The organism is Shewanella benthica KT99, from assembly GCF_000172075.1.
Lineage (GTDB): Bacteria > Pseudomonadota > Gammaproteobacteria > Enterobacterales > Shewanellaceae > Shewanella > Shewanella benthica_A.
Genome location: NZ_ABIC01000004.1, coordinates 49,447 through 72,081, shown reverse-complemented (window position 1 = coordinate 72,081; position 22,635 = coordinate 49,447). Strand labels below are relative to the sequence as shown.

General features: G+C 43.6%; 19 protein-coding genes. 6 read left to right on the top strand and 13 right to left on the bottom strand.

Annotated features, from left to right (window positions below):
* Positions 1 to 74 precede the first annotated feature (74 nt).
* Positions 75 to 1,510 (top strand): IS66-like element ISSbe3 family transposase gene (locus KT99_RS02505; RefSeq protein ID WP_086017577.1). Its coding sequence is split into 2 segments (ribosomal slippage): positions 75 to 267 and positions 267 to 1,510, totalling 1,437 coding nucleotides; the frame shifts between segments, so codons are not numbered across the junction.
* A gap of 188 nt (positions 1,511 to 1,698) precedes the next feature.
* Here the strand turns inward: KT99_RS02505 and KT99_RS02500 are convergent.
* From KT99_RS02500 to KT99_RS02470, 7 genes are all read right to left on the bottom strand, one after another.
* Positions 1,699 to 5,376: an RNA-directed DNA polymerase gene (locus KT99_RS02500; RefSeq protein ID WP_005496676.1), complete on the bottom strand. Its 3,678-nt coding sequence runs from the start codon at positions 5,374 to 5,376 to the stop codon at positions 1,699 to 1,701.
* A 52-nt stretch (positions 5,377 to 5,428) separates the two neighbouring features.
* Positions 5,429 to 7,234 carry a restriction endonuclease subunit S gene (locus KT99_RS02495; protein WP_005496674.1) on the bottom strand — a complete coding sequence of 602 codons (1,806 nt, stop codon included), beginning with the start codon at positions 7,232 to 7,234 and terminating at the stop codon, positions 5,429 to 5,431.
* Positions 7,235 to 7,236: 2 nt separating this feature from the next.
* The gene (locus KT99_RS02490) at positions 7,237 to 8,724 is read right to left on the bottom strand and encodes an N-6 DNA methylase (RefSeq protein WP_005496673.1); all 1,488 of its coding nucleotides are present in this window, start codon (positions 8,722 to 8,724) and stop codon (positions 7,237 to 7,239) included.
* An 84-nt stretch (positions 8,725 to 8,808) separates the two neighbouring features.
* Positions 8,809 to 11,262 (bottom strand): EcoAI/FtnUII family type I restriction enzme subunit R, encoded by a 2,454-nt coding sequence (gene hsdR, locus KT99_RS02485; protein ID WP_005496671.1) that lies wholly within the window; start codon positions 11,260 to 11,262, stop codon positions 8,809 to 8,811.
* A 257-nt stretch (positions 11,263 to 11,519) separates the two neighbouring features.
* A complete protein-coding gene (locus KT99_RS20000) occupies positions 11,520 to 12,662 on the bottom strand; it encodes a nuclease-related domain-containing protein (RefSeq protein ID WP_050774299.1) in 1,143 nt (380 codons plus the stop codon).
* 7 nt (positions 12,663 to 12,669) lie between these two features.
* The gene (locus KT99_RS02475) at positions 12,670 to 14,508 is read right to left on the bottom strand and encodes a class I SAM-dependent methyltransferase (RefSeq protein ID WP_005496667.1); all 1,839 of its coding nucleotides are present in this window, start codon (positions 14,506 to 14,508) and stop codon (positions 12,670 to 12,672) included.
* A gap of 675 nt (positions 14,509 to 15,183) precedes the next feature.
* Entirely contained in the window at positions 15,184 to 15,714 is a 531-nt protein-coding gene (locus KT99_RS02470) for a MarR family winged helix-turn-helix transcriptional regulator (protein ID WP_005496665.1), read from the bottom strand.
* 289 nt (positions 15,715 to 16,003) lie between these two features.
* Between KT99_RS02470 and hmgA the strand changes: the two genes are divergently transcribed.
* Both hmgA and KT99_RS02460 read left to right on the top strand, forming a co-directional pair.
* Complete coding sequence (gene hmgA / locus KT99_RS02465; RefSeq protein ID WP_005496663.1) at positions 16,004 to 17,296, top strand: homogentisate 1,2-dioxygenase; 1,293 nt, start codon at positions 16,004 to 16,006, stop codon at positions 17,294 to 17,296.
* A gap of 425 nt (positions 17,297 to 17,721) precedes the next feature.
* Positions 17,722 to 18,441 (top strand): hypothetical protein, encoded by a 720-nt coding sequence (locus tag KT99_RS02460; RefSeq protein WP_040571513.1) that lies wholly within the window; start codon positions 17,722 to 17,724, stop codon positions 18,439 to 18,441.
* Here KT99_RS02460 and KT99_RS22520 read toward each other — a convergent pair.
* Positions 18,438 to 18,578 (bottom strand): hypothetical protein, encoded by a 141-nt coding sequence (locus KT99_RS22520; protein WP_005496660.1) that lies wholly within the window; start codon positions 18,576 to 18,578, stop codon positions 18,438 to 18,440. The genes KT99_RS02460 and KT99_RS22520 overlap by 4 nt on opposite strands.
* Before the next feature lie 3 nt (positions 18,579 to 18,581).
* Here KT99_RS22520 and KT99_RS22515 point away from each other — a divergent pair, with 3 nt between their 5' ends.
* The 3 genes from KT99_RS22515 to KT99_RS22505 are packed head-to-tail and all read left to right on the top strand — an operon-like array spanning position 18,582 to position 19,885.
* Entirely contained in the window at positions 18,582 to 18,812 is a 231-nt protein-coding gene (locus KT99_RS22515) for a hypothetical protein (protein ID WP_005496658.1), read from the top strand.
* Positions 18,805 to 19,755 (top strand): 2Fe-2S iron-sulfur cluster-binding protein, encoded by a 951-nt coding sequence (locus KT99_RS22510; RefSeq protein WP_005496657.1) that lies wholly within the window; start codon positions 18,805 to 18,807, stop codon positions 19,753 to 19,755. The genes KT99_RS22515 and KT99_RS22510 overlap by 8 nt, the downstream gene beginning before the upstream one ends.
* Before the next feature lies 1 nt (position 19,756).
* Positions 19,757 to 19,885 carry a hypothetical protein gene (locus tag KT99_RS22505; protein WP_005496655.1) on the top strand — a complete coding sequence of 43 codons (129 nt, stop codon included), beginning with the start codon at positions 19,757 to 19,759 and terminating at the stop codon, positions 19,883 to 19,885.
* Positions 19,886 to 19,894: 9 nt separating this feature from the next.
* On the opposite strand, the gene KT99_RS19990 is transcribed toward KT99_RS22505, so the two are convergent.
* From KT99_RS19990 to KT99_RS02435, 5 genes are all read right to left on the bottom strand, one after another.
* Positions 19,895 to 20,209, bottom strand: a complete 315-nt coding sequence (locus KT99_RS19990; protein ID WP_005496653.1) for a response regulator — start codon at positions 20,207 to 20,209, stop codon at positions 19,895 to 19,897.
* A gap of 95 nt (positions 20,210 to 20,304) precedes the next feature.
* A complete protein-coding gene (locus KT99_RS19985) occupies positions 20,305 to 20,691 on the bottom strand; it encodes a histidine kinase dimerization/phospho-acceptor domain-containing protein (RefSeq protein WP_005496651.1) in 387 nt (128 codons plus the stop codon).
* A gap of 123 nt (positions 20,692 to 20,814) precedes the next feature.
* Positions 20,815 to 21,303, bottom strand: coding sequence for a hypothetical protein (locus tag KT99_RS19980; RefSeq protein ID WP_005496649.1), 489 nt, complete (start codon positions 21,301 to 21,303; stop codon positions 20,815 to 20,817).
* Positions 21,293 to 21,601, bottom strand: coding sequence for a hypothetical protein (locus KT99_RS02440; RefSeq protein WP_005496647.1), 309 nt, complete (start codon positions 21,599 to 21,601; stop codon positions 21,293 to 21,295). The genes KT99_RS19980 and KT99_RS02440 overlap by 11 nt, the downstream gene beginning before the upstream one ends.
* A 12-nt stretch (positions 21,602 to 21,613) precedes the next feature.
* Positions 21,614 to 22,264, bottom strand: coding sequence for an EAL domain-containing protein (locus KT99_RS02435; RefSeq protein ID WP_269764031.1), 651 nt, complete (start codon positions 22,262 to 22,264; stop codon positions 21,614 to 21,616).
* Positions 22,265 to 22,635: the final 371 nt, after the last annotated feature.

Genomic DNA, 22,635 nt, shown 5'->3' with positions numbered 1-22,635 from the left:
ACGATCAATTGATGATCAATAAGGTTTGGTCATATCGCTATTGAACGATCTCTTTGCCGTGTCAAAATAGCTTCATGAAAAAGAAAAAACAATTCGCAACAGAGCCGCCTACGGTTGCTGAACTCGGTGAAAACAAAGCAAACTTACTCATTCAAGAACTGTGGGAAAAGTTACGTGAATATGAAGACCGCCTAGCATTGAGCTCTAGAAACTCATCCAAATCACCATCCTCTGACTCCCCTGCGGATAAGGCTGAGCGAAAAAAGCTCAAACGCCTCGTAGTGGAAATAAGGTTGGCGCTCAACCTGGACATACGGGGCATAAAAGACCATTAGCGGAACTCAGCGCAACCGATGAGCAAGTCGCTTGCTTACCCGATTCATGTTGTTCTGATTGTGGTGGCGAGGTCATTGCCAACCCGACTCCAAGCTATCGTCATCAGGTATTTGAATTACCTAAACCTGCACTTGATATAACTGAATACCAGTTATTTCACGGGCGTTGTCAGCAGTGCAACACAGTGAGTAAAGGAGCCTTGCCTGAAGAGGCTCCCGATGGTCAGATGGGGCCACGATTGCTCAGTTACGTGGCTGTGCTCAGTGGCTTGTATCACCTGAGCGTACGTAAAATTCAACGTTTACTGCAAGACCAATACGGGACTCATTTCTCTACCGGTCTGATTTCTGAAGCGCAAGGGCGAGTCAGTAGTATGCTGACGCCGACACACCAAGCTCTGCATCAACACATAAAAAAAGCGTCATTAGTGCATGTTGACGAGACGACGCACAATCGTAATGGTGAAGAGCATACCCGCTGGGTCTGGTTGTTATCGAGTGAGGATGCCGTATTCCAACAGGTGAAATATTTTCGTAATAAGGATGCAGCCAAATCGATATTAGGCGAGCATACCCAAGCGATTGTCGTGAGTGACCAATGTCCCAGCTACAACTGGATTGAGCCCGAACGGCATCAATTTTGCCTTGACCATGTGCAGCGTAATTTACAACAAATGGCCGATTATTCAGGTAAGGGGCTTACCGCGAGTATCGGCAATCGACTGGTATTGCTATTCAAGTCCGTATTTCGCACTCAACATAGATATGAAGCCGGTGACGTTGACGAAATAATGTGGCGTCGGCGAATGCAACGACTAAGGCGCAATATTAAGCGCTGGCTTGAGTGCGGGGAAAATGTGCCCGCTTCACGCTACTCAGGCCGATGCCGGCATATTCTCAAATATGAGCAAGGTTTATGGGTTTTTCTCAATCACCCAGGGACACCTTTGACCAATAACGAAGCCGAGCGTTGTTTGCGTGGCAGCGTGATCATGCGCAAGATCTGCTATGGCACCAGTTCAGATAGGGGTGAGAAGTTTCGATCTCGGATCCTCTCAGTCGTTGAAACGTGCAAGAAGCGCAAGTTATCCCCGATAACAGTGATCAGCACTATCATTGCGGGCGTGGTGGGTAAATGCGACTACCCAGACGTATTTGGACTAACCTCAGCTTAGTCAATCCCCCTCTGGTGAATGCTTACATATTATCAATCGAAGGCGGCTCGTGCTCGAATTGTTTTTTCTTTTTCATGAAGCCATTTTCACATGGAAAAGAGATCGTTCAATAGCTATATGACCAAACCTTATCGATCATCAATTGATCGTGTCAATAAGGGGCTGGTGAACGGTTACATTCACAACACCTAAACTCCCGCCGGCTTAGTTTTAACTTCTTTGTACTTCTTGGAACTGCGTTTAAACGCTGCCAAATCAATATCAGCGGTACTTATAGCAATTTGTCCTACACCATGAACGTGCGAAATTAAGCGATCATAGGGCTCTTTAAACGGCGCTTGTATCGTTGAACCGCCAAATTCACCTATGTTGGTAATCACTACATGTTGATACATGTGGTATTGCAATGCTGAAGCCATGTTATCGAATGTATTAACGTCTTTATTATGCGCTGTGATAACAAACAAATCTGTTTTGTCTTTTAAGTCTGCAGCTAATCTAATATCAGTAGCATCGTAACAAATAGCACCTGTTAATCTAAATGGCCCATCAGGGTGACCATGAACGTTAATAATATGCTGACAAGGTCTAAAACCAGTTATCCCCATTTGTTTCTCTGGGATAGTCATGTTTTCTTTACCTTGATCTCTAATTATCCACTGCCTGCCACTTTCTCGATAGTCAGGAATGAACCAACGAGCTATATTGACTAACTTCCCTTTATGATCTGTAAAAACTAAACCAGCAAACACAATTGATTGTGTTTTATCTGCTAATCGCTTTATTACGTCTTGATCATCGATATGCACAGAAACTTCTGGAAAAACAATCAAATCTGCTGAAGGTTTTTTTTCATCACCATCGCTTTTTAATTTGGCTTCTAACGTTTTTACGGTAAGTTGGCATACCGCTAATAAATGATCTCTATGTTTAGCTCTGAATGATTCATTGTTTAATTGAACGTCTGCCGCACTAAAATCAGTAGTTCTTGGTAATAACTGTTGTACCGTTACAATTCTAAATTTTTCTTTGTTATTTGGTCTATATACCTCTGTAGGTAATACTGGCAACGATGATGACTTGCAAATCAAGTCATTTAAGTAACCTAAGCGCTCCTTAAGACATAAAATAAATGACTCTAAATCAAGAACGGCCCGAACATCTTTGTGTTGAACAAAAGATGATTCAAAACCAGGCCATTGCAGGCATCTCATTAATAAATCAGAAAACCAGCCACTAACGGTAGCAAACTCGCCAATAATTGACTCTGGCGAATGCATCATCCCCATACGCCGTTTGTACCAACTAGTCCTTAGGCCTTTATAGGTAACTGTTTCCCCTACTTTCCAATGGCTACCAGTAAAGTCTGCGCCCCCTAACACTGAAGCTCTTAGTATTGTACCTACCCAATAAATAATACCGTTATCTTGGCTTGACTGCGTGTCGATCCATGTAGGTATAACAAACCTAGGGTCTGCACCAGTTTTACTCGGAGCTAGCTCGCATTCAATTTCTTTAACTTCTGCTAACCATACTTTATCCCAGCTATACGACGGAGATAATTTCACTGTTATTTCATTAGGGGACTTAGCAACAATGCTAGGATCTCGATCTGCCCCATCAACAAGGCCAAGTGCTAACTTAATCAACGCATGTTCAAACTCAAAACCGTTAATGTCAGAACAAATTACTTTAGACAGCAGTTGTTTTCTAGGTTTTGGTTGTAGTGATACTTGTGGAGCGGCCCACTTTATCTGCCTTGCAATAGCTTTAAAGCTAACCTTTTTATTCAGCTGCTTCCAAAGCGCTAACCAAAAAGGACCACCCCGCTTAGCGAATGGCTCTAGAGCTGCGTAACGCTGTTCTGTTAAATCTTCAATATGTTCCAAAAATAACGAGGCATAAGTATCAAAGTTATCAGTAATTTGTGCTGCCACTTCGAATAAGGCACTACGTTGTGATTGATAAGCTGGGGGGTTATTTACTAAAATCGAATGTAGATCTTTTTGGATATTGTCACCCGTATTTAACAATACCGGTTTATTAGTGACGGCTAACAACATCATAGCTTGTCTCACCGTAAATGAAAATAAACCGTCAGTAGCAATAACTTTTTGCGCATAACGCGCTAACAACTCAATAACCGCGAATGGTTTTATATTTTCAGGATAAGTGATGACTTGAAAGTAACCGTTAAAATCACTCGCGCACCTAAATAAATCAGAAAGTAAATAATCCATCATAGTCTGTGTAGTTTTATCTTTTTCTTGATTACCCTTAGCAAAACTACTTCGCTCAAATATAGCTTTAAAAACTGGTTCAAATAGATCTGCATCAGGATATATTTCAATAGCTTTTCGTAAAACTAACGCAAGTGACGGATCTTTCATCCATGCCAGAATAAGCTTTTTGGCAAGTAATTCATTACTGCCTTCATGTTCTGTCTCTTTGTCATCAAGAGAAACAATACGCCTTTTACTTCTAACTATGCTTTCTAATCGGTTAGCAGCAAACCGTTTTAAGGTATCAGGCCTGATGTCATGATCAAAGCTCGATATTTGTAGTAAAGCTAAATCGGCGTGGTTGTCGCCAAGTACGGGGGTGGCTTCATCTTCTATGGTAAGTAAGTTTTCTAAAATACCCGCTGTAGAATCCAAAATATCACGGTCTGCGGGGCCACTTAAATCACTTTGGATCATTTCAATACGATTTGCCATGCTGCCGCTATTATCAAGGTCAGATAAATGAGTAACTTTCGTTTTTTCTGTATTAAGTGCTAACTTATCACCACCAAACTTTATTAAAAGCTTACCAATTACCTTGTTAATTTCATCTGCTATTTTTTGAGGTGTTATATCATCAGTACTAATCACAAGACGTAAATCATCAACATAACGACAATAATCATGTAAAACAATATTGCCTGTTTTAGAGAGCACGCCGCCTATTTTATCACCGATTTTTTGATCAAAATCAGCTAAGTAAGCATTGGCATAAAAACCAGCAGATACTAGCCCTTGTGGTAACCCTGTTTCTATATCTCCTAACTTAAGCTCTTTAGCTAAATCGATATCTTCTTGCGACCATTGCCAGTTTGTTATGCGTTTAAAAGCAACCCAAAAGTCATCGCATATTTCGTGGCCAAAACCCGATGAAATATCTTGCAGGCGCTCAATGAGCACATCAACATCAATGGTGTTATAAAATTTAGATAGATCGAGGTTTACTATAAAAACATTTTCTGAGCCTAACGCTTGATTAGAAACTAAACGGCCTAGCTCAAGAGGACGCTTTAAAAAATTTTGATAATCCGTAAAGAATTTACGGTATGTCTCACTGTTACCCCAACGAAACCAAGCTTTGTCTTTATTCTTCCAATCACAAACTAAGCGATTGCCATAACTATAAACTTTACTCGCTCGCGTCATTTCGAAGCTTTGATTTTTATTACTACAATTACCTTGTACTGTTTCTACGGCATCGGCTAAACAAAGCATGGCAGCACTAGCCCATGTTTGGTCACGAATAGTTAAATGAGCAAGTGGCCTTAAAGGTGACTTTTTATTTCGCTTGCTAAAGTCTTTAGGGTGCCAGCCAGTATCATCAAACATCCAAGCTTCACTTTTTGCCGCTGGCACTAACTCAAGTTTTTTAAGATTTCTGCCTCGACTGATCTGCCCTGCCCATTTTTTAGCATTACCTTCAATGGTTAACGCTGAAACATCCAGCGCTAAAGTGTCAGCGTACCAGTTAAACGAACGGATATAACCATGCGTTTTTTTCCAAGCTTGCGCGATAACTATTTCATCACTTAAGTAATCGATTGTAGGTTTTAACGCACGATATTTTTCTACTATTTGTTTCATATCCTCATCCCTGATTGACGGTTAATTTAACGCGTATTCGCTTAATGTTTGTTTACTTAAGGCTATTACTAACCACTGCATCGGCAAGGTGTAGTTGGGTGGTTTGGGCGTCGCTTAAGCGGGCTTTGAGTTGCTCACACAAGGCCATCAATTCATCGACTTTCGCAACTATGCGCTGTTGTTCTGCTAGAGGAGGTACTGGAAATTCAAATTGCTCTAGAACTTTTTTACTTAAACCTTCAATTGCCATTCCCACTTGACGACCCCAAACAAGTTTTTGAACTAAAGGTGACATAATTCCCAAGTGTAAAAATTTACACATACTTACTTCTAACAATCTTATTATCGTTACATGCTGACTAACATTTGCAGTAACTAGCTTTTCAGGGAAAATAATTGAACGACCTAAAGAAGCACCGGTAATATTCAGCAAAACATCGTTAGGAAATACATGAGTATTTACCATTTTATCGTGCGTTTCATCTGTTATGTAAGCCGTATCATCTAACTTTAAGCCGTCATTCCAAACATTTTGCGAACGCAAAAATATAATACCTTTATCAACATACGCACTTTGTCCACCGCGAGGTGTACTACCAGAACCAAGCCTTGAAGTTAAGTTTCCTAATCTTTCAAATTCCCAACCACTAGGTAGTTCAAACGGTTTTTCTTCATCAGTAATCGCAGGTAATGCTTTTTGCTTTTTGATTTTCTTATCGGAAATTAGCTGCGCTTTTTCTTCGGCTATTTTTTCAAGTAATACGCTTGCGGGTTCGTCACTTGGGTTTTGTGGCACAAGTTTGCCCATGACCGCTAACTGTAGGATGGTTTGTTTTAGTTTCTCTATGCTGAGTTCAGTGGTGAACAGTAGGTCAAAGTACTCGGCGATACGTTGCCAACTTGTTTGAAAATCTTCTGCGCTCTTACTTTCTGTGAGCGTCGACAGTAGGACTTCAACCAAGGTTTGGTGTGCGCTAAGGCTTTCTTCGGTTTGTTGCTCTAACTGGTCACACAAGGTCATCAGTTCATCAGCTTTAGCAACAATGCGGTGTTGTTCTGCTAGTGGTGGGACGCAAATTAAAAAATGTTTAATACTTGCCTGAGTAATGCTGGCCTGATTAGCAGTTCCTTGTGCTTCTTTTACTAAATAATTTTTGAATATTGGAGAGTTAACACATATATATAGATACATTGGATCAAACTCTTTCACTGAGCTTATCCTGACTGCATTTTGATTTAATAAAGAATTATCAAATAGTTTACTAATTAAAAATGATCTGCCCACCGCGGAAATTGGAGCTGTGAACCAACTTCCAACGGTCGTCATAACAATATCGCCATCAGAAAGAAGATATTGTTTAGACTCCATCGCTTTTGCAGGTGCTATATATACAGAGTTTTGAGTATGATTATCTGTGAGGTTTTGAATTTTTGTAATCATGAAGCCACTATCTAAATAGTCTTTAGATTTGAAAGCATAGCCTTTCTGATATTGTGCTAAATCTCCCATTCTAGACCAAGCCCAACTACTAGGCAGTTCAAACATTTTTTCTTCATCAGTTATTGCAGGCAAAGGCTTCTGCTTTTTACTAGTAACGTTCTTATCAGCAATCAACTGCGCTTTTTCTGCTGCGATTTTTTCAAGCAATACCGACGCTGGTTCATCATTATCATCTTGTGGCACTAACTTACCACGCACCGCTAACTCCAGAATGAGTTCGCGTAACTTTTTAATGCCCACCAGCTCAATTTTCTTACTAGAGCCGCGCCCAACTGCTTTGCGCTTTTTAATGGCATTAGTCCACAGATCTATATTGTCGGTAACTAGGTCTTTCACTAGGTTAGTTATATCTGCCATGATTACTTACCATCACTAGCAAGTGCCGCAGATAAAATATCTTTGAGCTGATCACGTAAGGCTTGAATATCAGCTTGTTGCTTGGAGTAATCGGCTAATAGCTCTTGTGGATCGTGACTGATCACTTCACCCACATGAGGGTTTTTAATATCAAGATTGAAGTTACGGGCAATAATATCGTCAATGCTAACCTGCCATGCTTGCTCGGTAGTTTTGCGGCTGGCAAAACCATCGGCCTCGGTGCCCCACCAGTCAATTTCAGTTTGGAACTCTGCAAACTTCATCGGTTTAGTTTTGTTGTAACTTTTAACGCCCGCTGGGTATGGATGCTCGTAGAACCATACTTTTGTCGTTGGCTTGCCTTTAGTGAAGAACAGTATGTTAGTTTTAATACTGGTATACGGCGCAAACACCCCGTTAGGTAAACGCACTATGGTGTGCAGGTTACACTCTTCTGTGAGCAATTTTTTAATTTTGGTTTTAACCCCTTCACCAAACAAGGTGCCATCAGGTAAGACTACCGCAGCACGGCCACCCTCTTTGCCCGCTGAAGGCTCTTTAAGCACTTCAATGATTAATTGCAAGAACAAATCGGCGGTTTCACGGGTGCGATATTCAGTGGGGAAATTCTTTTCAATGCCGTCTTCTTCGGTGCCACCAAATGGTGGATTGGTAACAATGATATCGTACTCGTCATCCCAGCTAGAAAGTGGTTTGCTTAGGGTATTGCCGTGCTTAATTTGGGTGGGTACTTCAATGCCGTGTAACAGCATATTGGTGGTACAGAGTAAATGCGGTAATTGCTTTTTTTCAACGCCGTGAATTTGTCGTTGTAAGATAGGTAAATCGGTAGTGTTGTTTTTAATATAATTATTTTTTACATGATCAAAACTACAGGCTAAAAAGCCACCGGTGCCACAAGCGGGGTCGAGAATACTTTCACCCAACTTAGGATCAATACGGTCAACGATAAAGCGGGTTATCGCCCGCGGGGTGTAAAATTCACCGGCATTACCGGCGCTTTGTAAGTCTTTTAATATTTGCTCGTACAAGTCACCAAACAAGTGACGTTCTTCCGAATTGGTAAAATCGATATCGTTAAGTTTGTTGATCACCTGGCGCAGCAAGGTACCGTTTTTCATGTAATTAAAGGCATCGCTTAACGCTTCTTTCACCACAAATCCACGCGGATTGATATCTAGAGGTGCATACAGGTTTTTTAGCTCAACAAAGAGTTTATTGTTAACAAAATATAACAGCTCTTCACCGGTGATCCCTTGGTTGTCGGCCGCCCAATTGCGCCATAGAAATTGCTCAGGTAACGGGCTTTGATAATCACTTTGTTCAAATTCTAGCTCTTCTTCTTGGGCATCAAATATTTTCAAAAACAGTAACCAAGACATTTGCCCTAATCGTTGCGCGTCACCGTCTATACCGGCATCTTTACGCATAATATCTTGAATGGATTTAATGACTGAACTGATTGACATTGTTTTCTCTTTAATTGGTATTTAACGGGTATTTAATTGCTTTTAATGACTAAAGGGTCGGACTAGCGCCCAACCGGCAGCTGTTTAGGCTAATTTCTTGCTTGCTTCGTTGCTTGATTGATATAACAAGTGTTCTAACTCACTAATGGCGGCATTATATTGCTTCGCCCCGCCAAAGGCCTTCTTGGCGATTTCAAGCGGTCGACCAAAGGCAACGATGGTATTCGCTTTTAAGGCATCTTTGCCTTCAATAGCCTGCACACCTTCATCGGCATAGGCGTCAAGCAGAGCATTGAGTACCTTTTGCGCGACGGCTGAGTATTTAGTGAAATAATTGCGCTTTTTGACATTTTCGGCGCGCTCTTTACGGGTTAGTGCGGGTTGGTCGTAAACCACATGGCAAATTAAATCAAAAGGGTCGAGATCTTTACTAACATCTTCTGCTAACGCTTGCCAAATAACGCCTTGATTGGCTAATTCATCTATGATGGCTTGTTTGCGATCGGCATTTTGCCACTTACGGGTAAAATCATCCAGTGAGGTAAACTGCTTTTGTATGGTTTTACGGGTGTAGTCTTTAAACGACTCGGTAACTAACTTGCCGTCACTGTCGTAATACTGCACACGTTCAGCTATTTTTTTAACGGTTACGCCGGAAACTTGGAATTTGATAAAACGTTTTTCATCTTGGTCGTCTCCCCAGTCACTGTCCATTTCACCGAGATCTGATCCGCTACCTGAGTCGTAATCTTGTTCAGGTTCATTTATGCCGTCAGTGCTACCATCCTCTGTGTCGGGCTCGACTCCCGTTAACTCGTCAATAAATGAGCCGTCTTCATCTTCGATAATATCTTCTGGTTTTGTCACCATTATTTTTTCAGGTACACCGTCAAAGCGATCATCCGCAAACAATTCAGTGGCTTTTTTGAAATCAAGAATGGTAAACCATAGTTTGCCAAACTTTTCATCAATGCGAGTACCACGGCCGATGATTTGTTTAAACTTGGTTATCGACTGGATGTTTTGATCAAGCACGATTAATTTACAGGTTTTAGCATCTACCCCGGTAGTCATTAACTCTGAGGTGGTGACAATAACCGGATAGGCTTTTTTAGGGTTACAAAAGTTTTCTAACTGAGCTTTGCCTATTTCATCATCGCCGGTAATTTTCATGACGTATTTTTCGTTTTTTGCCACTTGCTCAGGGTTTAAGTTAACTAATGCACGGCGCATACGATCAGCATGGTCAATGTCGTTACAAAAGATAATGGTTTTCGCCATAGGGTCGGTACGTTGTAAATAACTGGTAATGGTTTGTGCTACTAGCTCGGTACGGTTTTTAATGACTATGGTGCGGTCGAAGTCTTTTATATTGTAGATACGGTCTTCAATGAGTTCGCCGTTATCATCTACTTGACCTTTTTCTGGTCGCCAGCCTTGGGCATCAATATCAAGATCTACCCGAACCACTTTATAAGGTGCTAAGAAACCGTCTTCAATGCCTTCTTTTAATGTATAGGTATAAGTAGGTTCGCCGAAGTAATCTATGTTTGATACTTCTTCCGTTTCTTTAGGCGTAGCCGTTAAGCCTATTTGCGTAGCAGAGGTAAAGTATTCAAGTATTTCACGCCATGCACTATCGTCAGCGGCACTGCCACGGTGGCATTCGTCAATGATGATGAGATCAAAGAAATCTTGTGAAACCTGTTTATACGCTTTTTGATGTTCTTCTGGGCCGGTTAATGCTTGATAAAGTGCTAAGTGTATTTCAAATGCAGGGTCTATTGTTCTGTTCTTAGCCCAGGTCATTGCAGTGCCAAAAGGTTGAAAGTCATTTTTCTTAGTTTGATCAATTAATGCTGTTCGATCCGCTAAAAATAAAATGCGTTTCTTCTGCCGCGACTTCCATAGACGCCAAATAATTTGAAAAGCGGTATAGGTTTTACCCGTACCTGTGGCCATAACCAACAAGATACGATTTTGCTGACGAGAAATGGCTTCTATGGTCTTGTTTATTGCTTGTATTTGATAATAACGTGGCGCTTTGCCACTGCCATCGTCATGATAGTCTTGCGTGATTAACGGTAACTGTGCTTCGGTATAACCACGATAAGCGCAATACTTTTGCCAAAGCTGTTGAGGCGTTGGAAAATCAGATAACTCTATGCGCGTTTCAAGTTGTGCCGGATTAGTTTTGTCATGAAAAATAAAACCATCGCCGTTGGAAGCAAAGATAAATGGCACTTCGAGCAAGCGGGCATAATCAAGCCCTTGTTGCATACCTTTGCCTATTTCGTGTTTATTGGCCTTAGCTTCAATCACAGCCAATGGCATATGAGGTTTATGGTAAAGCACAATGTCAGCCGACTTAACCGTGGTACGCATAGCGATAGCGCCGCGAACGATAACTTTACCATCGCGTAGCTTAACTTCTTGGCGTATTTGTTTCATCAAATCCCAACCGGCATCTTGTACCGCTGGCATGATAAATTTAGTGATGATGTCTGTTTCAGTTAACTTAGCTTTATTGATGCTCATAGCCTAACAAGGTCCTTCTCAGTAGATAACAAACAGTTACAGTGATTGATTCTGGCATAATTAACCCTAGAACGCAGTAGTATTGATCGGGTATAGCCCACTGAAATAGCATTAGTTTGATCTAGATAATCAACGAGCTAAAAAGTATCAGCATGTATCTAGCTTTGACGCTAGAAATACTTGTAAAACCTTATATTACAAACCCAGATTAAAGACTGGGCTGCTCTGGCTCTAGATCATGATCAATTTATCTTTTCTCAATCTATTGCCGACATTTTTGGCTCTTTTCTACGCATATTCAGCTCATCGAGATGACGGCGTTTTGCCGCTTTATCAGACAACAACTGCACATCTGCAAGCCGCTCCCCATGCCGATTAAATTCTGCTGCGGTAAACACTTCATGCTTAAAAGAGCGGATATAACTGACTAGCCCAACCTCCTGAACTACATTTGCGGGCATCTGAGTTTTAAATGTGACTTGGTCGCTGAACACCACCAGCGACTCAATTCCCGTTGCCAGCCCCAGACAATGAGCAATGGCGAGGCAGTGCTTATAGTTCTGGTGGAGGGGATTTTGAAATTGGCTGCGACGTTTATGCAGTACCTGAGTCCATGTGGCGCGCTTGGGATCACCGAAAATCCAGCCGCGATAGTTCTTGCTCTCGATAACAAATACCCCACTGCGACACAGGAGCACCAGATCCACTTCAGTTAAGCTGCCTGAGTCTGTGCTTAGCACAAGGTTGGTAAAAATTCTGCACTCCCCCTTGGCAAAGCATGACTTGAGTCGTTTTTCGATTCGTTTCTCACCGGCCTGGCCCCGCCGTCTCGCCGCATGTTTTTTAAAATATCGCCCCATGACCCCCAGCAGCAAAGAAAACACTAGCAGTAAGATAAACCAGGGCAATATGGTTACTAACAAAGGATAAAGAATATTAGTTCTGGCCTCAGGCATACGTTTTGTAGCTGACACAGTGGGTCTTGCCGATTCATATTGTGCGCGGGCTTGTGGCTCATCTTGGCTGTTATCCTCGATAAAATCGAATATATTAATAGACTTAGGTGTATTGGCATTGCCAAGTACGCGTGCGGCATGTTTGGCAGTGAGTGGGGCTTGGCAATGGCGCGTATGTTGCCGTTTCAACTCGAGATATCGTGCTGAATTTGGTGTCTTATCCTGCATCTCGCTGTCGATAAGAATGCAGGTGGCGGCAGTATATTGTTGATAGCTCTCGCTTGAGGAGGTCACCACTTGCGTGGTCTCAAAAGCAGCAACAGGAAGTACCGCCAGTAATGTCAGCAGTAAGACACAGGCTTTTATAAGCAACATAGACTTGTTAACCGCAAAAATGGCCAATAAATGGGTTAATCTTGCTGTTTGCCGCCAAATACACATCATTGTCTACTTACCATTCCCGTAACTGCTGCATTTCCCTGAGTCTGTCTCTTTGCATCATCAGCGCGCCGAAGACGTCACTAAGCCGGTCATTGTCGGGCTTCAAACCAGGAAGTGCCAGATTGGCCTCGGCGAAAAATCTTTGCTCGGCGCTTATGCCGCCCTTAAGGCTGGGATTATCGAGCCAGGCCTGTTGCCACCAATGGGTGATCAGGTTTTCGGCGTTCGCTAGACGGGCATTGGCCGGTAGTTTGTCACGCTTGTCATTGTTGGCCTTGCTGCTACTTGGCAACAAGTTCCACAGATCGTTATTGGGCCAGCGCGAAAAGGGCATGCAGTGGTCGATATCGTATTTTGACGGTAATTTCTTGTCCGTCCACACGCAGTGAAGTGGCTGCTTATCCGCTTTTAGTTGCTCGACCCGACTGCGCACTTCGCTGGTTGTTCTGATCGGCTCCAGCCAGTTTAGGCCGTTGAGTAAATATTGGCGTTCGAAGGACTCATTGCCTCGGTAAGCCTGCATCACATTGACCCACTCGTTGACCAGTACCGGCTCTATCCAACAGGCGTATCGCGAAAAAGCCAACCAGATGGTTTCCGGTAAGATAAAGTCACCCCATTGGCTAAGGCTGTTGATGTCGAGAAACAAGCTGTCTTTGGCAGTCACTTTTTTATAGTCGACATGAAACAGCTGCTTGTCGGTGTTGGCTAGTTTGATATATTTACACGGCATATCTCGTATGGTTTGTGCGGCGACTGACAGAGTGCGATGTAGCGCCTTAGCATCATCACCGATAAACAGGTTTCCCACGACGTAATCATCTGCCACTCTAGCCTTGAGTAAGTTCCAGCCGTTTGCCTTAACGAACCCCATGCCCTTTGTAGGATCGGAATTTTGCCTGATATTGAGGTTATCCAGCAGAGGTTTAAACTGATGGCACCAATACAGCGCCACTAAGCCCATAGGGATAATGACATTATTTTCTTCTGTGCGGGTTACCGCGCCGGGATGACCATCGGCGATACGCAGCAGCACACGCAACAAGGCTAATTTGTAGGTCGACGACTTATCGTCGTTGATTATGATGTGTCTTAGGGTTGGAAAAGCCCCCATGCCATCGTCCGGCAATTGCAACACCACCGTCTGCCAATGCACGGCGGGCCGTCCCAGCTTATCTGTATCCATGGCGGTCTTGTCGATAACCGCTAAGCCGACATCACGTCCCAGAGTTTCCAGCTCCTCGATACTGACGTCGTGCATCTTGCGAGCATCGCCACTTGGGCCATGGCGTAAGCTGATAACCAGCTTGCCGTTTGGCTTGAGTAGATTGGCCAGCTTACGAATTGAGCGAGCACGCTGGGACACAGGTATATGCATCCACACGGCGCTGAGCAGGATAAGATCGAAGCCGACCTCTTGACGACTGACGGTATCTAAGGCGGGCAATGAATCCTGAAACCACCTGACATTAAGACCAGAAGTCAGCTGCTTGCCCAGGTTAGCCAAAGTTTGCGCGGGCTCGACGGCATAGACTTGCACCGCTTGACTCGCTGTGCCCTGCTCGGCCAGATATTTAGCATCGCGCCCCGCTCCGGCGCCGATATCCAGGATGCGGATAGGACTGTTATTAGCACTGTGTATCGAAGGAGAATGTATTAAAGAAGAGCTGGTTAAAGGGGCATGAGTCGTGATGCCGTCACTGGACGAAACGTTAAGTATGCTGGGCAGATGTGCGAGCCAGGACGCGTGAACCTCTTCGAAAGACTTAGACAGATACTGCTCTGCCAGTTGTTCGGCATTGGTGTTATAAAAGCTGTTGTTGAGGCTGGCATAGGTCTCAGTTGTCACGGTCGCGATTCCCTCTGCGCTGATTGGTTACCTAATTGGTGCTTTATAATTGATAGTTACTCATTTGATATAACTATCAATTATGCAAAAGACGTTACCATAGTGACGCAGATAAAAGAATAGTGAAATATCCTGTTTGCTTGGCCTAGAACATATTAGTTATCAATGGTTTTGACTTGCAGTGTCAAAGAGACATCAGAACGTATGCGCGCGATACCTTCGACTGTTAATCCATGCTGCTTTGCTGGCTTCCGGCCCAGATTTGTCGTTTGGAGCTGAGTAGCGCATCCAAACTAAGCTGTTTACCCGCAAGCGTTCGTTTCCAGTCTCTAAAATCAACAACAAAGCTGGATCCCGGAACGAGTCCGGGAAGACCAATAGTAGGTCGTTTCGATATGCTTACCTACCGTCTTTCCGGCATGCTTGTTGGCCGGAATCTACTGCTTAGACCTTAAAGACAAGAGCTGGATCCCGGAACAAGTCCGGGAAGACCACTAGAGGAGTGCCGGGTCGATAATTGCTCTCGGTTCTGGCATCCATGCTTCACTCTACCTCCTATATCCCTATAGTCGCCACAAATCGACATTTCCGCCCTGACCCATAGGGATATGGGGAATGTCTGAATGATATCGGGAGTATCACTGACCCGTGGCGGTCAGATGACAACATACAGATTTACACTAATCTATTATCCAGTTTATCTATTATTCGCATCAGGTCGCGGTATTCGGATGCGCTGAGTACGTCCAACAAGTCGGCTTCCCAGGCTAGGGCTTTGGGGACTATGGTTTGATATAGGTGCTTGCCCTGCTGCGTTAATGCCAACACCGAGGCGCGTTTGTCATTTTCATCGAGCCGTTTTATCAGGTAGCCCTTGTCTAACATGACTTTGACTGCGCGTGAGACGGTGGACTTGTCCATCGATGCCAGTACGGTGAGGTCTTTGGCGCTAATGCCTGCTGAGTCAGTACTTGTATTTCTCTCTTCTTTCTCATCCCTGTCATCACTTGGGTCGCTTTTGCCATTGCCATTATTGCGATCATCATGCTCGGCAAGGTGGACCAGTATCCTCCACTCTGGTGTGGTTAGATTAAATTCACTCTGGTAGACCTCGGCAAACTTTTCACTCACGTTTTGAGCCAGGTTCACTAATCGATAGGGAAGGAAGTGCTTTAACATGAGACTGGATTCGCGTGATTCAGGCATTAGCTTTCTCTTTCATTGTTTGCTCTTTGTTTAGTACTTTATTTAGTTCTTTTTTAGGGCGTACGGGTACTGATTCATTCTCATGCGAGACTAGTTTACTGCAGAATCAATTCGTACCGTTTCATTTACAAATTATAGCCAAAGTTGTCTGAAAACCTCGTGACTATTTATAGCATAAAGATTGAAACTAGTCTCGCTTGAGAGTAGTTTTGTCGTGATAGAGCAAAATATCAATACAAGAATCAGATCATCTTAGTGTGAATTTGGGTGCCAAAGAGGATAAGCAAGCATGACTATTGAACTAGAATACATGACAGGTTTTGGTAACGAGTTTGAGACCGAAGTCCTCCCAGGCGCTCTGCCTATCGGTCAGTTTAGCCCACAGAAGGTAAAATATGACCTGTATGCTGAGCAGTTTAATGTCACCGCTTTTACCGCGCCTCGCTGTGATAATCGCCGCAACTGGTTCTACCGTATTCGCCCTTCTGTGGTTCAAGGTGAATATGAAGCGATAGACAATGCCTTGGTTCGCAGTGCGCCCATCACAGAAGTCGTCACCCCGCCGTCTATGTTACGTTGGGATCCTGTCGAGTTACCGACGGAAAAAACCGATTTTATCGATGGTTTAGTCACTATGGCTGCAAATGGTAGCGTTAACGGCCAGGCTGGGATCGGTATTCATATCTATGCGGCCAACAGCTCGATGGAAGGCCGTTATTTTTGTAATGCCGACGGTGAGCTCTTGTTTGTGCCTGAGCTGGGTGAAATTATCTTGCATACCGAATGTGGCAAGCTGGCCATTAAAGCCGGAGAGATTGCGGTTATTCCTCGTGGTATTAAGTTCTCTGTCGAGTTACTCACCGACACGGCTCGCGGCTATATTTGTGAAAACTACGGCCAGCCTTATGTATTGGCCGAGCGCGGCCCAGTTGGCGCTAACGGTTACGCCAACGATCGCGACTTTGAGTATCCAATTGCCTGTTTCGAAGATAAACAAGGTGATTTCGAATTAGTCACTAAGTTTGGCGGTAACCTGTTCCGCTGTGACATAGGCCACTCCCCTTTCGATGTGGTTGCCTGGACGGGTAATAGTGCGCCTTACAAGTACGACCTTTCACGCTTCAATGTGATCAACACAGTGAGCTTCGATCATCCCGATCCTTCTATTTTTACCGTGCTGACTTCCCCTTCTGGTACGCCAGGTGTCGCCAATATCGATTTTGTGGTGTTCCCGCCACGTTGGATGGTTGCCGAGAATACTTTCAGACCGCCTTATTATCATCGCAACATGATGAGTGAGTTTATGGGCTTGATTGAGGGTGTGTACGATGCCAAGGAGCATGGCTTCGTACCCGGCGGATCTAGCCTACATAACTGTATGTCGCCCCATGGCCCCGAAGCCGAAGTATTCGAGAAAGCATCGAACGCCGAATTGGCTCCCCAGCGTTATGAAAACACCATGGCGTTTATGTTCGAGTCACGTTACATCATACAGCCGACTAAGTTTGCCTTAGAGGGTAAGACCCGCCAGCCGAATTATTCGCAGTGCTGGAAAGGGATAAAGAAGAAGTTTAAAGGTTAACAGCTGAGATCATGTTCTTCCCTGATTGTCTTTCCGGCATGCTTGTGGCCGGAATCCACTGCTTGGAACTTAAAGATAAAGCTGGATCCCGCAACGAGTCTGGGAAGACAGAATAGTACGTCTTTCCGGCACTCTTTTAGGCCGGAATCCATTGTTTAGCACTTAAAGACAGAGTAGTAGGTATTTAGTTTACATTGTTGGCTGCATCTTTTAGCTGCGCGTTACTCGCTTCATCGCGTGAGCTTGATTATTTAATGACTTGTTCCTCTTTGGCGCATAACTCACGATTGAATATGGATTCACTCGCGGATGATTAGCTATTCGTTAATAACGGTCTGGCTGTTAACTAATAGCCAGTTTGGACATTATAATAACAAAGGCACTGGCTATGACCGGTGCGGTAAAGTCGACAAGGGAAAACAACAATGAACTTATTGAAAATAAGTCGTAAATACCATAGATGGTTAATGCTATTTGTGGGTGTGCAGTTTGTGATTTGGTCCATTTCAGGGGCCTATATGGTGATCTTCGATATTGATTATATTCACGGCGACAGCTTAGTGGAGAATCATCAGACTAAGATCAACCAAGATAACATAGCGTATCCCTTAGCCAAGCTGATCCAGGCTTACCCGGACGCGGAGCGTCTGGAAATGGGCGTATTTCTCGACAAAGAGGTGTACCGCTTCAAGCAAGGTGAACAAGATTTTTTAATCGATGCTCATAGCGGCCAGCTATTATCTCCGCTTAACCAAACTATGGCAGTCAAAGCCGCTCAACACTATTACACTGGTGACGGTGATGTCGCCGAAGTCGAGTTAATCACACAAGACCCCCCTTTCAAACTCAGCCGCCGGGTGTTACCCGCATGGCGAGTAAATTTCGATGACTTTGGCAGCCCTTCTATTTATGTGTCGGCCGAGACCGGTAAATTGGTGACTAAACGTCATGAGTTCTGGCGCACCTTCGATCTTATGTTCAGCCTGCATGTAATGGATTATGAAGATGAAGATCCCAGCAACTGGTTATTATTCTGGTTTTTACTGTTTTCTCTCACGGCGGCTATTTTGGGTCTTATTTTAACTTACTTCAGTGTGTTTAAATCAGCGCCGTTAAACAAGGGCCACCATTTGATGACAGGCTAAAAGAGAAAAATATTCTCTGGCGTATCGATTTTGACGACGAGATAAACACTCGCGTCTATCTCGATGCAGGCTCTGGCAGGCTCGCGGCGCACACCAACGATGACAAACGTATCGTCGATATCGCCTTTATGCTGCATTTCATGGATTACACCGAGGAAGGCAGTTTTAATCATGTTCAAATTATCGTTTTCGCCGTATTCACCCTGTTTTTCGCCTTTACCGGTCTGATCTGGACCATAGAGTTAGGCTTCAATGGTCAATATACCTTGGCATCTCTGTTTGGCGGTCATTTCGCTAAAACCAAGAAAATAAAAATTTACGATAAACACTCGAAAAGCTTGGGCAAGCTGGCCATGTCTAGCCATGTCTAGCCATGAAAATCTACTCGATAGCCTGATCAATCATGATATCGCCCTGCCCTCGACGTGTGGCGGTGGCGGGACATGTGGCCGATGTAAGATAAAAGTGGAGTCTAAGGTTAACATGACTTCGGCGGATAAGAGTCAGTTGACCGAGCAAGAGTTGCAGGCGGGTTATCGTTTAGCTTGTCAGCATAACAGTGACGAGCTTAAACAGTTGACCTTAGTCGATGTGACTATGGCGGCGAGCCATGAATTGCGCTTGATAAGCAGCGTGTTTCTCAGCCCTTATATCAAGGAGCTGCGCTTTAAATCTGTCAGCGGTGAACGGCTTGAATTTAAGGCCGGCGCCTTTATGCGCTTCTTCATCCCGGCGGCTCAAGCTAGCTCTATTCCCGTCGATTTACCCGCAGACTTACTGCACCATTGGCAAGAAGTGTTACACATGGACTACGAGCACTTAGCCTGCAGTCGTAACTACTCCTTGGCTAATGGTGATGCTCAGACCGATGAGTTGGTGTTTACGGTAAAGATGCAGACGTCGCCAAATCAAAAAGTTAAACCCGGTATCGGCTCGAGTTACATCTGTAATCTAGCGCCTGGGAAAACCATAGAAGCTGTGGGTCCATTTGAGGAGTTCTTCGCGATAGAATCTGCTAAAACTGATCCAACTTCGCCTATGGTGCTAATAGGAGCAGGCTCTGGTATGGCGCCGCTGAAAGCCTTGATAGAGGAGCAGCTGATAAAATTCAACAGCTCACGGCCGATACATTTCTATTTCGGTGCCCGTACTCAGGCAGATCTTATTTACCGAGACGCGTTCAGACAACTTGCGGCCACTTTCCCTAACTTCAAATATATTCCCGTGTTGTCACGGGTCACATCGACCGAGGGGAATAGCGGGGATGGGGCGAAAATATGTACAGGATCATCTGGCAGAGGATCTGAGCACTGAATTGGCATCATCATTAGGAAAGGCCGAGTTTTATCTGTGTGGTCCATCGCCCATGATGAGCTCGACCATAGAGCTGCTGAAATCCAGACAAGTAGATGATAGTCAGATAGCCTTCGATGATTTTACTTAAGTTAACCGTTTAATAAGAAGCTCGTAAGACAAGCCCGGCATACCTTAGCCGGGCTATTTCACTCTTGTCGTTAGCCGATAAGATAAAGTAGTGAACATTTTCTGTTTGAAGCCGCCGCATCTCGCCGATGAGGCTGATCCCATCAGTTTTAGCCAGCCTGTAATCCATGACGACTATTTGAGGTGTCGATGTCTTAAACGCATCGAACACGACTTCTTTGCCGCTGCTGTATTTAAAGGCATTATTGATAAAATTGGTGGTCAGTTGGAAAAACTTAGTGCTGTCTAGGCTGATATATTGCGGCATATCGGCTTGTATTCTCATGACTAGACGCTTGTCATGGGTTTGACTAAAGGCATTGTAATAATCATTTATCGCATTGAGTTCATCGAAAAAATTAATATCCCGGTAGTCTAAACTCAGGTGCCAGCTTCGGATTTTGAAAAATTCAGGGTATTTTCTGCGACGCTATTGAGCAGGTTTGCCGACCAGATGATTTTATCTAAGGTGTCTCGCCCGGATACATCACAGTAATTACTGTCTTTGAGCATCTGGCTGTAACCTAAGACCGCATTGATGGGCGTGCGGATCTCATGGTTGATGCTCGACAACATGGCAAATTTAGACCTGGTCTCAATGGCCAATTGGGTGAAGCGCATATGATTGCTGATTTTAAGTGACAGGAGTACAGACAGACTCATCACCATGACCGTGATAAATAACACCAGCAGGCAGAGTTCATATGTTCGGCCTGCCGGGGCGATAGACCAGGCCGAAATACTGTATTTCTTATTATATTCTGGCAAGCTGGCAGAGTCGGAGCCTTGATATTTAAAGAATGAGGTCAGCCAATTAGCATCTTCATTATGGCAATATTCATTGGTGAAAGATGTTTCACCTATGGTCAGTTGAGCACAAATCCCCTTATGTTACTCTAATCTTTGTTGTACCCTTTGATGGGAGATGGCATACACCAGCAGCGGCATATTTGGCTCATCTATGTTCACGATGAGACTGGAGAAGCCATCCATCAAATATTCCAGCTTACCATGGGTACCGACTCGTACCTTGCCGGCTAAGATCTCAGACTGAAAATTAGGATCCGATATGTATTTAACTCGGTGATCATTATCCAGGGTAAATGCAACGGCTGATTTTATCTTTAACAGCTCCTCGGAAAAAATATTAAACTCTTCCTTGGTGACTATGTCTGAAGCATTAAACAGTGATCGCAAGGCATTGAGTATGATCTTATGTTGCAGCAACATATCATGCGTCGAATTAAACAAGAGATCCGCTTTATGCTGATAGTCATCTTCAAACTCTTTATAGGAGTGATGCAAGAGTAAGGTATTGACCAGTAAGGTCACCAGCAAACCGATAAAGAGACAGAGACAGGATGAGGCTCTAGATTTCACACTTAACGACCTTAATTTCATTTTGCAGCATTAAAAGAGTAAACATGAGTTCCTGTTTACTCTTTGCATCGAAAAAAAACGCTTCATTTGGGATCAATAAATAGCTGCAGATCCCCTTCAACTTATGGGCTAATGATGAGAACTGCGAAAGCTCTGAGGCATCTAATCCCTGAGCTTGAGCAAATAAACAGTCTAACTCTTCACTGAGTATATCAAGCAGGTACAGCCTTTTTTCCTCATGCTGGTGGTTAAAAAATGTAAGTATTTTTTGATGAATAATATGATTATTGCTATCCATACACTCTCCTTATTATTGGTTGTAACTGTCTACCCAAGCCGTCACGTAACGGCCTTCTATCGGCGGACTAAAGTAGTAGCCTTGGGCTAAGGCAATCGTCGACTCGACGATTGCCAGGTGTTTGGCATTGATGTCCAGATCTGAGATAAAATCTTTATCGATCTTAATTTCATCGAATGGAATATTATCGAGACGGTCGAAGGTTGAGTAACTTTTACCGAAATCATCTAAGGAGATGGTGATATCGTTGATGATTAATTTAGCAATGGATCTCAGTACCTGATCTTGATCTATGGTTTGTTGGGATTCAGTTAACTCCAAGATGAGGCGAATCTTGGGCTGCTCATTTTTCTTTTTTATAACGTAATTAATGAAAGTTTCAGAAAGCAGGTCTGCTGCACTGATATTAACCGAGAGAGAGAATTGTTGCAGATTTGGGCATAACTCCCATTGAGTCATGGCCTGATCTAACACTAGCTGTGAGAATTGACAATTCAATCCTGCCTCGTTTATCAAAGGAATGAAGCGGTCGGGATAGATAAAACCATCGCCTTGGATACATAACCTTGAGAGCGCCTCGAAACCCACTATCGACTGACTGCTGATATCGACTTTGGGTTGATAACAAAGGATCAGGTTGTCTTGATTGAGTAAGGCACCAATTTCCTTACTGGTAACGCCATCTATGGTCTCGACTGATTCAGTTTCCTGTTTAGGAGTATTGTTAAATTATCTAACATACGAGTTTAAAACATTCTTGATACTCGGGACATTGGCAAGTTGGATCCGAATTTACAACTGAAATGCCTACAAGCCAATTCAATGTATATACGTCATTGAAACGATATATACCAAGTAGCCAAACAGAGCTGTTTTTACAGGGTTTTTATACATTTCATCTCACATATAAAACCCTCTCGTTATATCTGAATATTCAATTTATTTTGCACTATCGAGTGTTGATTGAGTGCTTTGTTGATGACGTGTCGACTAGTTAACCAGAGTGACTCACTAGTGAAATATTCCATCGTTTG